The sequence below is a fragment of the Antarctobacter jejuensis genome (assembly GCF_052266595.1).
In the GTDB taxonomy this organism is placed as follows: Bacteria; Pseudomonadota; Alphaproteobacteria; order Rhodobacterales; family Rhodobacteraceae; genus Antarctobacter; species Antarctobacter jejuensis.
Genome location: NZ_JBQQXJ010000013.1, coordinates 28,889 through 45,034 on the forward strand (window position 1 = coordinate 28,889; position 16,146 = coordinate 45,034).

Below are 16,146 nucleotides of genomic sequence, written 5' to 3' on the forward strand. Positions count from 1 at the left end.
AACAATGGCCTTGGAGATCATCGAAAAGTCGCCGCAGGAACGCGGTCAGGCCGTCCTTGGCAATCCGGATGCGGTCCGAAACACTTTTAGCTGGGACGAGGCGCGCGAAAAGCTCGACGGCACGCCGGGCGGTGGCTTGAACATCGCGTTCGAAGCGCTTGATCGCCATGTTCTGCACGGGGACGGAGACAAGCTGGCGCTGCGCTGGTTCGGCAAGTCTGGAGAGGCACGCGAGTTCACCTATGCCGACCTGACCAGAGCGACGGCGCAGTTCGCCAATGTGCTGTTGGAACAGGGATTGTCACCCGGCGACCGGGTCTATTCGCTCATGGGGCGCGTGCCCGAACTGTACATTGCGGCCCTCGGCACGTTGAAGGCCGGGCTGGTCTTTTCGCCGCTCTTTTCGGCCTTCGGACCAGAGCCGATCAGGACGCGCATGGAGATCGGCGAAGCCAATGCCGTTGTGACCACCGCATCCATTTACCGGCGCAAGCTTGCCGCATGGCGTCACGAATTGCCGTCGCTGCGGACCGTGTTCATCGTGGACGCGGATGACGCGCCCGAAGGCTGCGTGGCGCTTGGGCCTGCTCTTTCCGGGGCGTCGGACCGGTTCGATACCGCGCCAACGGACCCCGAGGACATGGCCCTGATCCACTTCACATCCGGGACGACAGGCCGGCCAAAAGGCGCGGTCCACGTTCATGGGGCCGTGGTTGCACATGCTGCGACGGGCCAGTTCGCCCTCAACATGCGGCCGGGTGCGATCTACTGGTGCACGGCGGATCCCGGATGGGTCACGGGCACGTCCTACGGGATCATCTCTCCACTGGTGAACGGGGTGACCATGCTGGTCGACGAGGCCGAGTTCGACCTTGAACGGTGGTACGGGATGCTCGAACGGGAGCGGGTGGAAATCTGGTATACGGCCCCGACGGCGATCCGGATGATGATGCGGGCGGGCAAGGAGGTGGCGCGCGGCTACGACTTTTCCAATCTCCGGTTCCTTGCCAGCGTCGGCGAACCGCTCAATCCGGAAGGTGTCGTCTGGGGCAAGGAGGTCTTTGGTCATCCGTTCCACGACAATTGGTGGCAGACCGAAACCGGCGGCATCATGATCGCCAACACGGCGGCGATGGACATCCGGCCCGGTTCGATGGGCAAACCCCTGCCGGGTATTCAGGCAGGTGTGGTCGATACCGAAGGCGACGTCCTTCGGGAATGCGCTGACGGCGAGGTCGGGGAACTGGCGCTGCGTCCGGGCTGGCCGTCCATGATGCGCGCCTACCTGCATGAGGACGCCCGCTACGCAAAGGCGTTCCGCGACGGTTGGTACCTGTCGGGCGACCTCGCGATGCGCGATGGTGATGGTTATTTCTGGTTCGTGGGGCGCGCCGACGACCTCATCAAATCCTCCGGCCACCTGATCGGGCCTTTCGAAGTGGAAAGCGCGTTGATCGAACATGACGCGGTGGCCGAAGCCGGTGTCATCGGGCTTCCGGATGAAACGGCGGGCGAGGTGGTCAAGGCCTTTGTCGCGTTAAACCCGGGGTTCGAGCCTTCGGAAGAGCTTGAACGGGACATCCGGGGACATGCGCGCAAGACGCTTGGTCCCGCCGTTGCCCCGCGCGAGATCGTGTTTCGCAAGACCCTGCCGAAAACCCGCTCGGGCAAGATCATGCGGCGCTTGTTGAAAGCGCGCGAACTGGGGCTGCCCGAAGGTGACATTTCCACGCTGGAGACGGATGAATCATGACGGACGCTGGACGTATCCGACTGTCGCGCGAGCATGTGCTCGACCTTCTTGGCGCCATGCTGCGCATCCGCAAATTCGAGGATAAATGCGCCGAACTCTACACGCAGGAAAAGATACGCGGGTTCCTGCATCTCTATGATGGGGAAGAGGCCATCGCCGCCGGCGTCATTCGGCACCTGAACCCCGAGGACCGGGTCGTGGCGACCTATCGCGAACACGGGCATGCGTTGATCCGCGGCGTGCCGATGAAGACGGTCATGGCCGAGATGTTCGGCAAGGTCACAGGCTGTTCGGGGGGGCGCGGCGGTTCGATGCACCTGTTCGACCGCGACACCAATTTCTATGGCGGCAATGCAATCGTCGGGGGCGGGTTGCCGCTGGCTGGCGGGTTGGGGCTTGCCGATGCGCTGCAACGGACCGGTGCCGTGACCGCCTGCTTTTTCGGCGAGGGTGCCGTGGCAGAGGGCGAATTCCACGAGACGATGAACCTTGCCCAGCTGTGGCAGGTGCCGGTGTTGTTCGTCTGTGAAAACAACGGCTACGCCATGGGCACGGCGCTGGGGCGATCCGAGTCCGAAACCGATATCCGGGCAAAGGCCGCCTGTTATGGCATACCCGCCGAAACCGTCGACGGCATGGATGTTATCGCCGTCGAGACAGCCGCGCGACGGGCCCTGGCCGCGATCCGCGAAAGCGCGAGTCCCTATTTCCTTGAGTGCCGCACCTATCGATTCCGCGCGCATTCCATGTTCGACGCTCAGCTGTATCGCGACAAGCAGGAGGTCGAGACCTGGCGCAAGAAGGGCCCGATCATCCGGCTGCGCGATTGGGCCCTTGGCGCTGGGTTCGTGCATGACAAAGACCTTGATGATCTGGAGAAACGGCTGGACGCAGAAATCGCCGAGGCCGTGGCCTTTGCCGAACAGTCGGATTGGGAACCGGCCACTGATCTGTTGAAGCATGTCGTATCGGAGGATCGACCGGATCCGCCCGCCTCGGCCACGCCGTCAGGCGAAACCGAAGAGACTACCTATCGCGAAGCGATCAAGCAGGGCATCCGTGACGCGATGCAGCGCGATGAGCGCGTGTTCCTTATGGGCGAGGACGTGGGGACCTACGGCGGCTGCTACGCCGTTTCAAAGGGCCTGATGGCCGAGTTCGGAGAGGAGCGCATCCGCGACACGCCGCTGTCCGAGTCCGGCTTCACCGGTTTCGGCATCGGGGCGGCCGCGGCGGGGATGCGTCCGATCGTCGAACTCATGACGGTGAATTTCAGCCTGCTGGCGCTTGACCAGATCATGAACACCGCCGCCACGATCCGGCACATGTCCGGCGATCAATTCGGCGTCCCGCTTGTGATCCGCATGGCCACTGGGGCGGGCAAGCAACTGGCCGCGCAGCATTCGCATTCGTTGGAGGGCTGGTACGCGCATATCCCCGGTCTTCGGGTTCTTGCTCCCGCGACGCTTGAGGATGCACGCGGTATGCTGTGGACGGCGCTTGAGGATCCCGATCCGGTGCTCATTTTCGAGAACGTCATGCTCTACAACCACAGCGGTTCAATGGACAAGGCGGCGGGGCCTGTCGATATCGACAAAGCGGCGGTGCGTCGGCCCGGGCGCGATGTCACGCTGATCACCTACGGAGGCTCCCTGTTCAAGACGCTGGAGGCCGCAGAAACACTCTCTGCCGAGGGGATTGAGGCGGAGGTGATTGACCTTCGCGTGCTGAGGCCGCTCGACGATGCGACGGTCATGGCCTCTGTCGCGCGCACGCGCCGCGCGGTCGTGGTGGACGAGGGCTGGCGCTCAGGCTCGCTTTCGGCAGAGGTCGCGGCGCGGATCGGTGAACAGGTCTTCTGGCGTATGGATGCGCCGGTTGGCCGGGTCTGCTCGGCCGAAGTACCCATCCCCTATCCCCAGCACTTGGAACAGGCGGCAATCCCGCAGGCTGCGGCGATTGTCGCCGCGGCGCGCGCCGCGATGGGGAAGGGCTGAACAATGTCGGTCTTTCGGATGCCATCGCTCGGCGCGGACATGGAAGAAGCCAAACTGGTCGAATGGCTGATCCATCCGGGAGACACAGTAAAACGTGGCGACGTGGTGGCGGTGGTCGAGACGCAAAAGGGGGCCATAGAGATCGAGGTTTTCGAGGACGGGGTCGTTGAACGGATCGATGCCGCCCTTGGGCAGACGCTGCCTGTCGGGGCTGATTTGGCCGTGATCCGGAGCGCGGAGGAGGGCGCTAATAACCTCCAAGAAATCGAACCCCCAATGCCTCTCGACTCTCCAAAGCCTGCCGCCAAGCCGGAAACTGTCAAACCTGAACGCGTGGAGACCACGGATCGGCCTTTGATGGTGAGCTCCGACGATGTGGTGGCGGCCTCTCCGGCGGCTCGGTCACTAGCGCTCAAGACCGGGATCGACCTTGCCACGCTGACCGGCAGTGGACCGCAGGGGGCGGTTCTGTTGAAGGATGTCGAGGAACGAAGCAAATCGCTGCCGGAAAAGCCTACCGTCAAAGCGGTCGACTTCGGGGCCATGCGGGAAGCCATCGCCGTCGCGATGTCACGATCGAAACGCGAAATCCCGCACTACTACCTCGAACATGAAATCGACCTGCAGAGCACCAGCGACTGGCTGGCGGAGCGCAATGACCAGCACCCCCCTGACGAACGTATCCTGATGGGCGCGCTGTTTGTCCGCTCGGTCGTGTTAGCGGCCGAAAGCGTCAAGGGCTTGAACGGCATCTATATGGATGGCGCTTTCACGGAAACAGGCGGGGTCAATCCCGGCGTGGCCATTTCCATGCGGGGCGGCGGTCTGATTTCTCCCGCCATCTTGGGGGCAGAGACGCTTGATCTGGCCGGGACGATGAAAGCCATGCGCGACCTGGTCGCCCGGGCGCGAAGTGGTCGCCTCCGGGGGTCAGAAATGACCCAAGGCACGATCACCATCTCCAGTCTGGGTGAGGGTGGCGTCGATGGCATGACCGGCGTAATCAATCCTCCGCAGGTCGCTCTCGTCGCCTTTGGCACCCCAAGGGCGCTGCCACGGGTTGTCGATGGATCGGTTGTCGCCCGGCACTGTGTGCGCGTCACCCTCGCGGCGGACCACCGGGTGAGCGACGGCAAGCGGGGCGCGCGCTTCCTCGGCAAGATCGAAACACTTCTGAACAGCCCGGAGAGTTTATGACACAGGACGAAATCAGGCGCGCATTCCTCGATGCGATCACGCGTGTCGCACCGGATCTTGATGCGGCGGACATTGGTGAAAACGATCATATCCAGGACGATCTGGAACTGGATTCCATGGATGTCCTCAACCTCGTCACGGCTCTGCACGACAGGTTGCAGATCGACATTCCTGAACGCGACTATGTTCGCATCGAGACCTTGGGCAAGGCCATTGCATATCTAGCAGAGCGGACGGCCTGACAGCCGGTTGCCGGACCCGGACGCCAGTCGGGGCATATGACCCGCAGTGTTGGCGGGCGTCGCCAGATAACAAGAGCGATGCGATTGCCGCGCGCTAAGGCGTGGCGTTGAAATGGTCATGCCGTCGGAAACCCTTTGCGGTGGTCTGACACCTCTTCGCCTTTGGTCGATGTGGTCACAGTTCAACTTGCCGGCGTGGTTGGCTGCACATCCACAGCACGCTTTGCCCGGTACATTTCTCAAGCCAAACGTAGGAAGTTGGTCATTCCCGACGCACCGGAACGGTCCTTGGCCGTAACCGGACAGGTGACCTGTTCTTTCGGATAGGCGGCGGTCCCGAGAGTGGGGGGGGGCTATCCACAGAGGACGCCGACTATCCGGTCACGGGGATGCGGACCCTTGTATTCCCCATGATAGCTCGACCTTGGGTGCTTAATTCACTCTCAGTGATGAACGGGACCCAAAAGACTCGGGGGCGTTGTACAAAGGACGGAACAACTATGGCGACAGCAAAAAGAGTTTTGGTAATTGGTGGCGATGGGTTCTGTGGTTGGCCGACGGCCCTGCACCTGTCCGAGCAAGGACATCAGGTGGTAATCGCGGACAACCTGTCACGGCGCGCCATCGATGCCGAGTTGGGGGCGGAAAGCCTGACCCCCATTGCCTCGATCGAAGAGCGGATTGCGGCGTGGAAAGAGGTCTCCGGCAAGACCATCGGCTTTTCCCAGATCGACGTTGCCAAGGATGTCACCGCCTTGCGTGCCTTACTGGAGGACTTGCGCCCTGATACCGTCATCCACTTTGGTGAACAGCGCGCCGCGCCCTATTCGATGAAGGGGCTGGAGCAGAAACTATACACCGTCGACAACAACATCAGCGCCACGCACAACTTGCTGGCCGTGATCTCGGAGACAGGGATCGACCCGCATGTGATCCATCTCGGGACGATGGGTGTCTATGGCTATGACGGCGACGGTCTGGAAATCCCCGAGGGATATCTGTCGGTCTATGTTCCGGGCAAGGATGTGATGTTCAAGCGGGACATCCTGTATCCGACGAACCCGGGCAGCGTGTACCACATGACCAAGTCGATGGATCAGTTGCTGTTCCAGTTCTACGCCAAGAACGACCTGATGCGTATCACGGACCTGCATCAGGGCATCGTCTGGGGTACGCAGACAGAGGAAACCCGCCGCGATGAGCGCCTGATCAACCGGTTCGACTATGACGGTGATTATGGCACCGTTCTCAACCGCTTTCTGATGCAGGCTGCCGTGGGTCATCCGTTGACCGTGCATGGCACCGGCGGCCAGACCCGCGCCTTTATCCATATTCAGGATACGGTGCGCTGTATTGCGCTGGCCGTGGCCAACCCTGCGGAACGGACCGGCAAGGTGAAAATCCTGAACCAGATGACGGAAACCCACCGGGTGCGTAATCTGGCCTACATGGTTGCCGACATTGCCGATGCCGAGGTCGCGCTGGTGGACAATCCTCGCAAGGAAGCCGCCGAAAACGAGCTGAAGGTGTCCAATGCCACCTTCATCGACCTCGGGCTGAAGCCGATCACGCTGGCCGACGGCCTGCTGCAGGAAACCGTCGAGATCGCGACCAAGTATGCCCACCGCTACAAGCGGGAAACCGTGGCCTGCGTGTCCACATGGACCGACCAGCAGCAGCCGGGTGTTCTTCGTGAAAACGACGTTTTGCCTTTTCCGGGCAAGGTGGCCTGACCACAGGTCTGAAACGACGGGGGCAGGGCGGGCAGATACCCGCCCTGCCGCGAACCATTTCAGGGGGAAAGACATATGCGTCTCGTCGGAGTTCTTGCGACCTGCTTTATCCTTCTTGCGGCACTGATCTACGGATTTCAGCACCGCAAGGAATTCGGGCTACGGATTGCTGACCGTGTTGAGGAAATGCTGCCTCCAGATGTGGCGGAGGTGGATGCATTCCGCTTGCCCGTCGCCTCCAGTGTCAATCAGGCCATCATCCCCATGCGCGAAGCGGGGCGCCTGAATGCACTTGCCGGGTTCCCCGGCTTTGCAAAGGCGACATTCGCCCTTCCGCGCGTCGCCAGCGTCCGATCGGGAATTCTGATCCTTGAACTGAGCGGCGAGGTGGACAATGGCGCCAAGGGCGTTTTGCGTATCGCGGTCAATGGTGTCCGCCGTACCGAAATTGTCGTGGATGAGGGGCGTCTGCGCCGCCGTATCATGGTTCCGTTGAACACGCGCGACCTGTCCGGCAAGGATTTGGTAGTCAACCTTGTCTCCGAAGGCCGTGTTCCCCAGGTGGTGTGTACCGAGGAATGGAGCGGCGGTATCGTCGCGCAAATCATGCCGATTTCGCATCTCAAACTCGAACTGGCGAGCCCGATTACCGATCCGGTGGATGTTCTGCTGAGCAAAACGGCCCCGCTCAAGCTGGACTGGCCCGAGGATGCCACTTTGCAAGCCGCGACGCTGAAGGCCGCGCACGTCTGGCCGGTAGAGAACGGCGACGTGATCTTTGCACACGACGGTCAAGGCGGTCTGGCGATCGATCATGCCATCCTTGCCGCGATGGAAGCGCAGGGGGTCGCCTTGAAAATGCCGGAAGCGTTTGACCTCGATCTAGTTGCGGACATCGGTCGCAAAAGATCGCTGACGTTCCATGACGAGGCGCAATGGCGTTTCGGTTTCGATCGTCGACACTTTGCGTCGGGCAGCGTTGCATCCGAACTGGACCTGCGGATGAAATATGCCACCGCCGGTGACGATGCCGGCTGGCTTTTGTCCGTGCGATTGAATGACCGCCTGGTGCATGCCGAGGAACTTGACGCGGCCTCGGGCGAGATTGCGCGAAAACTGGCCCTGCCCGTGGACGATCAGCCTTTGCTCAACGACCTGCGCGTAACGCTGACGAGCGCACAAAAGCTCCCTGGCGGCTGCGAGTCCGGAATGAGCCCTCGCCCTGCGACCGCTGACATCGAACTTGCACATCTGACGTTGGAAGTTCCGGTGGCGTCCTCGGAATGGCCGAAGGTCCTGGAAGTACTGGCAGGCGACATTCACCTGGCGGTCCATCACGGGCTGGATGCGAATGGTGCGCAGATCGCCCATGATCTGCTCAATTCCATCGACGGCGGCAAGGGCCTGTCATTGAACACCGGCATGTCGGACTCCGCAAAGCTGCCTTTGATGACCGTGGTGGCGGGCCATGAACTGGATCAGTTTCTGACCCAGGTCCGGGAAACCGACACCTGGATCTTTGCGGCGAGCGAGTCCTCCAACGACGGAGTTCATCTTGTCCGGGTGGCGGATCTTGAAGGGCCGGTTGGCGCCTCTGCCCCGCGCGCAGTTCTGGTGATCGAGGCCCGTCCTCACTATAGCAGTGTGGACGCCCGGCAATGACCGATCCGTCGGGCACGCCAGAACAGGCGGCGCAGGACGGGCGCGCGGACGTTCAGTTCTGGTCGGTGGACAGCGCCCCGCGCCGTTTTGCCAGCCCGGTGCCGCAATACGTGGCGCCGGTGATGTTGGTTCTGTTTTCGGCGGTCAGCTTTGGCCTGCTCTGGGCCATCAATCAGATCCCGGTGCTGAACGCGGCCTTTCCGTACAACGATTTCATCCTTGCCCCAGCGCATGGCAGTCACGCCGTTGCGGTACGGATTTTTGTTATTTCTTTCCTGACAGCCTTTGCGCTGACCTGTGACCGCTCTGTACTGCGTCGGGCGGGGGTGTTCCTGGACATGGTCGGCACGTACGTCGCCCTATGTCTGTTGATGGATTTGATGGCGCAGCTCTTGCTGTGGCAGACGAATATCGTCCTGTCGCTGCACGTGATCGAGATCGCCTCTGGTCTGATCGGCTTTGCAGTCTTTTCCTTCAAGCTGCTGGAGCGGGGCGAAATGCCCTCTCGCATCCGTCTTCAGATCAACACGCGCAAGACCAACCGCATCGCGATGCGCCTGATCGTTGCGGCGCAGGTTGCGGCCGGGATCGCGTGGTACGTCTCCTCGCTGGATCTCTGGCTGGAACAGGCGCTGCGCAGCATGACCCTGTTGGGCGGGATTGGACCGGGCGTCTTTCTGTTTCTGCCCACTTTTTTCATGCTTCTCTACTTGGGTGCCTGGGTCGAGGCGCGCATGGCGCCCTTGGCAGAGTTCTCGCCCGACCTGACGGTTTTTGTGCCCGCCCATAACGAGGAATACATCATCGCCGACACGATCCGCGCGATGGATATTGCCACCGTGCGCTATGGCGGGCGGGTCAGGCTGCTGGTGATGAACAACAATTCATCGGATGATACGGCGCGTGTCGCAACAGAGGCGCTGGCCTCCTGCTGCGCGCTTCGGGGCGAAGTCATCGACGTGCCGAAGCCGGGCAAGGCCAACGCGCTGAATGCCGGGCTGGATGCGGTCCAGACCGAGTACTGTGTGCGCCTGGATGCCGATACACAGCTAGGGCCAGACGCCCTGCGGCAAGCGATGCGCCACTTTACCGACAAGAAGGTGGGCGTCGTCGGGGGTGTGCCGCTGCCACCCGGCGGCGGGCTGTTCGACCGGGCGCGGTTTCTGGAGGTGGCGGTCAAACACGCCTTTTATTCGGTGGCGTTCAGCACCATCGACTCTGTCGTTGGCATTCCGGGCATGTTTTCTGTCTACCGCACCGAATTGCCACGGCATCTGGGCGGTTTCGTCGAAGGCATGAACGGCGAGGATACGGATATTTCACTGCGCGCAGGCGAGATGGGGTATCGTTTGGTTGTCGACCCCAAGGTGCAGTATATTTCCGAGGTTCCGGCCACCTACAGGCATATGCGCGAACAGCGGACGCGCTGGTTCCGGTCGACCTTTCATATCTCGTCGCGCTGCCGGGATCTGATCTTCTCGCGCCATGCCACCGTGCGGGGCAAGATCGTGCTGCCCTACATGCTGATCAATTCGGCGCGACGTTCGATGATGCTGCCGCTGTTGCTGTTCGGCGTCATCGAATTTGCCACAGATTTCGCCAGCTTCAACACCTTGCTCTGGCAATCCGTCATCGCCCTGACAGTTGGCGCACCGGCACTGATGGCGATATTCTGTGCGCTTCTGATGAAGTCGCCCAAAGCCATCCTGTACCTGCCCGAATATCTGGTTTTCAGGGTGATGCGCGCCTATTTCACGCTGGAGTCGATGCTGTCGATCAACATCCGTGCGTTTGGCGAACATCCCTATTCACGCAGGGCTCTGTCGCGTCCGGTGCCGGATTCTGTCCGGGTTGCCTGACGCACTTCACTTCCCGATTTCCGGCTGTGCGGCCAGCGCCTCGGTCACTGCGCGGATCGTGTCGGTCTTGCGAGGGCCTTCGCGGCACTGATCCAGAATGCCCTGATCGCGGCAAAACCGTTGATGAGCGGCGATTGTCGAAGAGGTCAGCCAACCGTTGACCCGTCCGCGGTAATAGCCCTGTGCGCGAAGCTCCCTTTGCAGGATGCGCACATAGGCGTTGGGGGAGATGCGATAGGCCGTCAGGGCGGCGCGCGGAAATTCTTCGCGTGGCGTGGTGGCGATGATGCGGTCCGCCTCGCGAAAGAATTGGGTTGGCAAGGTATCGGCAGCCAGAAGCATGCGTTCCGAGGCAAGGATGCTTTCGCGAATGCCCTCCACGGCAATCAGCGCCTGCCGCCGGTCGAGGCTGCCACGGGTAAATCGTTCTGCCTTGGTCAGGTAGACCAGTGCCGCCTCGGCAGAGGGGCCGTCCCCGGCCAAGCCGTCTGCCTCGACCATTTGCACCAGACGCGTGGGCGCGGGCAGAGGCAGGCGGTTCCAGGTGTAGCGCAGGAGCAGCGGGCGCGCCGCGACGCGGTCGCCGCCATCGATCAAACCCATCAGGATGTTCAGGCCGCGCGACGGGTCGGAGCGGCGTCCAAGCTGTTTGTCGATATGGGCAAAGCCCAATTGCCGTTCGGCACCGGGCATGCCCTTTTCAATCGCGCTGTGCAGCAAGGCATAGGCTGCCTCGCCATTGCCAAGCGCGGCCTCGGTCCGGGCGAGCGGGGCTAGCGCATAGTCCCGTCCCCCCGCAACCGCCCGTTCGTACCAAAGTTTTGCCAACGGCAGGTCAACCGATGTTCCTGTCCCTTGTCGGTAGAAGGTGCCCACCTGTTGCTGCGCCTTGGGGTCTCCGGTTTCGGCCAGGGCAATCATTTGCGTCAGCGCTTGGTCCGGGGCGGTCCCTGACAGCGCCATGATCGCCTGAAACCCCGCATCCCGCTGGTCCGGCGACTGGGGGCGCGCCGGTGTTTGCTGTGCCGGCTGGATCTGGGGATCAGGCGCGTCGTTGTCCTGTGCCCGCGCGGGAGCGGGGCAAACGCAAAGGAACAGGGCAGTCGCGCGGAGAGCGGGAAACAAGGCGATGGTCATCGCGGAACTTGAACCTGTGCTATTCGGACAATGGAGAGCCATTTGGATAATGGCAGACTGCCGCAAGACATCAAGCCAAGGGGCGTGACGTCAGCCTCCGGTTCTTGCAGTTTCAGCGGGTGGCAATTGTCCTGCCTCGGCTGCTCTCACAGATCGACGACGCAACGTCACGTGCCGGGCGGTGCGCGGGCCGAGAATGGCTCAAGGCATTGATTTTGTGGACAGGGCAAGGGCGTGCCAGGCGGGACGTCTGCCTCGGTTTGACTGCCGTGCAACCCTGCCATCCGATTCTGGCTGATCCCGGTGTCTTGCCCTTTTCCGCAGGCTCTGAAAGGGTTTTCGACCAAGAGGGGGCTTCATGACCATTCGGTTGCGCGACATCTTCTGGCTCGGTTTTTTCGCGCTGGTGCTGCTGGCGTGGGGCTGGCTGTACCTCATGAACCTGAACGCCGGGGTCAGCCTGACCGGGCGGCCCGGCTTGTGGATGGAAACGCTGCGCACCCTGTGCAACGGGCCGGGGGCGGGGGCCGCCGGATTTGCCGCCATCTGGGCGATGTGGGCGGGCATGAGCGTGGCGATGATGCTGCCGACCTTTCTGCCGGTGCTGACCGCGCATCAGAAACTGTCGAACCAACTGCCTGCGCCGATGGAATCGCGGCTGGGGCTGGTGGGCGGATACCTGTCGGTCTGGCTGGCGGTCTCCGTAGTGGCCGCCCTTGCGCAGATTTCACTGTCCCGCGCGGGACTGCTGGATCAGCTGGGTGCGGTGCAGAGCGCGCTGTTGCAAGGCGGGTTGCTGTTGCTTGCGGGTCTCTGGCAGTTCACGGACGCCAAGTCCCGCTGCCAGAGCGTCTGCCTTACGCCCATGTCGTATTTCCTCGGTCGTTTCCGGCCCGGTCTGACCGGAGGCCTGCGCATGGGCGCCGAACTGGGGCTGGCCTGTGTGGGATGCTGCTGGGCGATCATGGCGCTGGGCTTTGTCGGCGGGGTGATGAACCTTGTCTGGATGGGGCTGGCGACATTGTTCATGGTGTTCGAGAAATTGCCCGCGGTCGGAGGCATGCTGCGCCTGCCCGCGGGGATCGCATTAACATTTGCGGGGTTGGCCGTTTGGCTGGCCGCCGTGGTCTGAAGGAGGAGACATGGCCTTGAACCGACGCCCAGAGGCAGACCGCCTGCCGGTCAGTCAACGCATCGACCAGCGGATGCCCAACCCCAAACGTCGCCAGATGCGCCCGACAAACTGGGCCATCAAGGGGGAGTTGTTCCTCAACTGCAATTGCGAGGTTTTCTGCCCCTGCGTCGTCAGCCTGGGCCAGCATCCGCCAACTTATGGAAGCTGCAAGACATGGATGGCCATTGCCATCGACGAGGGCCATTTCGAAGGTGAAAGCCTGTCCGGGATCAACGTGGGCCTGATGGTCGAAATCCCCGGCAAGATGGCCGAGGGCGACTGGAAGGTGGCCGTCTACATCGATGACAGTGCGACGCCCGCCGCGTACAACGGCTTGCTCAAGATCCTGTCCGGCGAGGCCGGCGGAACAACCGGGCTGTTTACATTGCTGGTCTCCGAAATCATCGGGCACGAACGTGAAAAGGTGGTGATCAAACGCGAAGGTCGCCGCCGCAGCCTGCAGATCGGGCGCAAGATCCAGGGTGAAATCGAGATGGTCGAGGGCGGATCGCCGGATGAGCCCATCGTGATGAAGAACACCAAGTATTGGATGGGGCCGGACATCATCGTCGCGCGCGGGTTGAAGAGCAAGGTGCGCGACTACGGCCGCATCTGGGACAACTCAGGCAAGTCGGCAGAGATCTGCGCGATCGACTGGAAAGGATCGGCCAAGTGATCGTGACGCCGGACTACTGCGTGATGATGGCGCGTTACAACGGCTGGCAGAACCGGCAGTTGAAGGCGGCCTTTGCCAAGCTGGACACGGCGGAACCGAAACAGGATCGCGGTGCCTTTTTCGGCTCTATCCTTGCAACGGCGAACCATTTGCTGTGGGGGGACCGGATATGGATGTCGCGGTTTGCGGGCTCTGCACCGCCTGCGGGCGGGATCACCGAAACCACCGACCTGACCGCCAGCGGCCCGGCGTGGGAAGTGGAGCGGTTCCGCACCGATGGCGAGATCATGCTCTGGGCGGAACGTCTGCGCGCCGTGGACCTTGCCGGGGATCTGACGTGGTATTCGGGCGCCGCAGGGCGCGAGATGGCTGCCCCCTTGGCGATGTGCGTCGTCCACATGTTCAACCACCAGACCCATCATCGCGGACAGATCCATGCGATGCTGACCGCCGCCGGGGTCAAAGCCCCGGTGAGCGATCTGGCCTTCATGCCCACTGAAGGGCCCTGGATCTGACGGCCAAGGGACGGAGGGACGCTGTCGGCTGCGCCGAGGCGCCCCGCCCACCGTCCCTTGGCCGTGCCGCAGGACGAAACAGGAATACAAGGAGATTACCATGTTCAAGGCACTGATCGTCGACAAGGACGAGGAAAGCGGCAAGACCTCTGCTGCGGTCAAGGAGATCGGACTTGATGATCTGCCCGACGCCGAAGTGACGGTCGCCATCGATTATTCGACGGTGAACTACAAGGACGGGCTCTGCATCGGTCCGGGCGGTGGTCTTGTGCGCAAGTACCCGCATGTGCCCGGTATCGATTTTGCCGGAACGGTCGAGACCTCGTCCGATGACCGCTACAAGCCGGGCGACAAGGTCGTATTGACCGGCTGGCGCGTGGGTGAGGCGCATTGGGGCGGCTATGCGCAAAAGGCGCGGGTCAAGGCGGATTGGCTGGTGCCGCTGCCTGATGGGTTGGACGCGCGGCAGGCCATGGCGGTCGGCACGGCGGGTTTGACGGCGATGCTGGCGGTCATGGCGCTGGAGGATCACGGTCTGAAACCCGGCCACGGCCCGGTGCTGGTGACGGGTGCCGCAGGTGGCGTGGGATCGGTCGCCACGGCGATCCTTGCCAATCTGGGACATGAGGTTGCCGCCGTGACCGGGCGTCCGGAGCAGGGGGATTACCTGCGCGGCCTTGGCGCGACTGAGATCGTCGCGCGCGAAGACCTGACCGAGGTGACGCGCAAGCCGCTGGAAGGCGAACGCTGGGCCGGGTGCATCGACGCGGTGGCGGGGGCCATGCTGGGCCGCGTGCTCAAGCAGATGAAATACGGCACTTCCGTTGCGGCCATTGGCCTGGCGGGCGGGGCGGCCATCGAAGGCGCGCTGATCACTCCCTTCATCCTGCGCGGCGTGAACCTGCTCGGCATCGACAGCGTCATGCAGCCCTATGACAACCGCCTGCGTGCGTGGCAGCGCATCGCGCAGGATTTGCCGATGGACAAGTTGGAGGCCATGGTACAGCCCGCAACCCTTTCCGACCTGCCGCAACTGGGCAAGGATATCCTGAAAGGGCAGGTCAAGGGCCGCGTAGTGGTGGATGTGAACGCATGAGCTATGACGATCAGAACATCTTTGCCAAGATTCTGCGCGGCGAAATCCCCGCGACGAAGATCTACGAGGATGACGATACGTTCTGCTTCATGGACATCTTTCCGCGTGCGGATGGCCACAGCCTGATCATCCCCAAGACACCGTGCCGCAATCTACTGGATGCCTCGGCCGATCAGCTTTCTTCCGTTGTCGCAACCACGCAGAAGGTGGCGCAGGCCGCAATGCGGGCGCTGCAGGCCGATGGCGTCACGGTGCAGCAGTTCAACGAGGGACCGGGCGGGCAGGAGGTGTTTCACCTGCATTTCCACGTTCTGCCGCGCTGGGAGGGGGTAAGCCTGCGCCGACCGGGGCAGCCCGGCGATATGGCGCAAATCTCAGAGATTGCCGACAAACTGCGCACTGCGCTGAACTGACCGCCAGACCGTTAAAAAACTATGGCCCCGCCGATGGAACAATCGGCGGGGTTTTCTGTTGTCTCGTCAAAGGTTTTGCGACAGGTGATGTCGGTTTCGGATGATGATGCGTCCTGCGGGCGTGTTCATTCGGGCAATTTCAGGTTAGGCTTGCGGGGATCAGAGGGGCGCGAACAGCCCCCTGCAATCGAAAGCGCCGGGAAGACGGATCCCCTTGGATGCGCGGACCCGGCCAATAATCGAAAGGAGTGGGACGTGTTCAAACGGATCATGGTGCCGGTTGACCTTCGGCATGCCGATCGCCTTGAAAAGGCGCTTGGCTGTGCGGCGGACCTGGCACGAAATTACAAGGCGACGCTGGTCTATGTCGGCGTTTCTGCGGCGGCGCCGAGTTCCATCGCACATACGCCAGCGGAATTCGCAGACAAGCTCAAGGCCTTCGCCGACGCGCATGGCGCGGACTACGGCATATCTGTCGAGGCACATGCGGTGACCAGTCATGACCCATCTACCGATCTGGACCCGGCGCTGCTCAAGGCGGTGGATGAGACCGGTGCCGACTTGGTGGTCATGGCCAGCCATGTGCCCAACATCACCGATTACATCTGGCCATCGAACGGCGGCACGATTGCCGGTCACGCCAAGGTCTCCGTCATGGTGGTGCGCTAGCGGTTGGCCACGGCCCGGAACAG

At 62.3% G+C, this 16,146-nt stretch carries 14 protein-coding genes; 13 read left to right on the forward strand and 1 reads right to left on the reverse strand.

What is annotated here, in order from left to right:
* Positions 1-4: 4 nt before the first annotated feature.
* From acsA to ACTXGA_RS17640, 7 genes are all read left to right on the forward strand, one after another.
* Complete coding sequence (gene acsA, locus ACTXGA_RS17610; protein WP_443395917.1) at positions 5-1,753, forward strand: acetate--CoA ligase; 1,749 nt, start codon at positions 5-7, stop codon at positions 1,751-1,753.
* Positions 1,750-3,750 carry a pyruvate dehydrogenase (acetyl-transferring) E1 component subunit alpha gene (gene pdhA, locus ACTXGA_RS17615; protein WP_443395918.1) on the forward strand — a complete coding sequence of 667 codons (2,001 nt, stop codon included), beginning with the start codon at positions 1,750-1,752 and terminating at the stop codon, positions 3,748-3,750. The genes acsA and pdhA overlap by 4 nt, the downstream gene beginning before the upstream one ends.
* A 3-nt stretch (positions 3,751-3,753) precedes the next feature.
* A complete protein-coding gene (locus ACTXGA_RS17620; RefSeq protein WP_443395919.1) occupies positions 3,754-4,947 on the forward strand; it encodes a dihydrolipoamide acetyltransferase family protein in 1,194 nt (397 codons plus the stop codon).
* On the forward strand, positions 4,944-5,189 hold the full coding sequence (locus ACTXGA_RS17625) for an acyl carrier protein (RefSeq protein ID WP_443395920.1): 246 nt from the start codon (positions 4,944-4,946) through the stop codon (positions 5,187-5,189). Before ACTXGA_RS17620 ends, ACTXGA_RS17625 begins: the two co-directional genes overlap by 4 nt.
* A 500-nt stretch (positions 5,190-5,689) precedes the next feature.
* Positions 5,690-6,922, forward strand: a complete 1,233-nt coding sequence (locus ACTXGA_RS17630) for an NAD-dependent epimerase/dehydratase family protein (protein WP_443395921.1) — start codon at positions 5,690-5,692, stop codon at positions 6,920-6,922.
* 75 nt (positions 6,923-6,997) lie between these two features.
* Entirely contained in the window at positions 6,998-8,584 is a 1,587-nt protein-coding gene (locus ACTXGA_RS17635) for a hypothetical protein (protein WP_443395922.1), read from the forward strand.
* Positions 8,581-10,443, forward strand: coding sequence for a glycosyltransferase family 2 protein (locus ACTXGA_RS17640; protein ID WP_443395923.1), 1,863 nt, complete (start codon positions 8,581-8,583; stop codon positions 10,441-10,443). The genes ACTXGA_RS17635 and ACTXGA_RS17640 overlap by 4 nt, the downstream gene beginning before the upstream one ends.
* Before the next feature lie 6 nt (positions 10,444-10,449).
* On the opposite strand, the gene ACTXGA_RS17645 is transcribed toward ACTXGA_RS17640, so the two are convergent.
* Positions 10,450-11,580, reverse strand: a complete 1,131-nt coding sequence (locus ACTXGA_RS17645; protein WP_443395924.1) for a hypothetical protein — start codon at positions 11,578-11,580, stop codon at positions 10,450-10,452.
* Between the two features lie 358 nt (positions 11,581-11,938).
* On the opposite strand from ACTXGA_RS17645, the gene ACTXGA_RS17650 reads away from it, so the two are divergent.
* The 6 genes from ACTXGA_RS17650 to ACTXGA_RS17675 all read left to right on the forward strand — a co-directional run bounded on the left by ACTXGA_RS17650 (position 11,939) and on the right by ACTXGA_RS17675 (position 16,123).
* A complete protein-coding gene (locus ACTXGA_RS17650; RefSeq protein ID WP_443395925.1) occupies positions 11,939-12,712 on the forward strand; it encodes a DUF2182 domain-containing protein in 774 nt (257 codons plus the stop codon).
* A 10-nt stretch (positions 12,713-12,722) separates the two neighbouring features.
* Positions 12,723-13,430 (forward strand): DUF1326 domain-containing protein, encoded by a 708-nt coding sequence (locus tag ACTXGA_RS17655; protein WP_443395926.1) that lies wholly within the window; start codon positions 12,723-12,725, stop codon positions 13,428-13,430.
* Complete coding sequence (locus ACTXGA_RS17660) at positions 13,427-13,945, forward strand: DinB family protein (protein WP_443395927.1); 519 nt, start codon at positions 13,427-13,429, stop codon at positions 13,943-13,945. Before ACTXGA_RS17655 ends, ACTXGA_RS17660 begins: the two co-directional genes overlap by 4 nt.
* 100 nt (positions 13,946-14,045) lie before the next feature.
* Positions 14,046-15,041 carry an acryloyl-CoA reductase gene (gene acuI / locus ACTXGA_RS17665; protein ID WP_443395928.1) on the forward strand — a complete coding sequence of 332 codons (996 nt, stop codon included), beginning with the start codon at positions 14,046-14,048 and terminating at the stop codon, positions 15,039-15,041.
* Positions 15,038-15,454, forward strand: a complete 417-nt coding sequence (locus ACTXGA_RS17670) for an HIT family protein (RefSeq protein ID WP_443395929.1) — start codon at positions 15,038-15,040, stop codon at positions 15,452-15,454. The genes acuI and ACTXGA_RS17670 overlap by 4 nt, the downstream gene beginning before the upstream one ends.
* 255 nt (positions 15,455-15,709) lie before the next feature.
* Positions 15,710-16,123: a universal stress protein gene (locus ACTXGA_RS17675; RefSeq protein WP_443395930.1), complete on the forward strand. Its 414-nt coding sequence runs from the start codon at positions 15,710-15,712 to the stop codon at positions 16,121-16,123.
* Positions 16,124-16,146 lie beyond the last annotated feature (23 nt).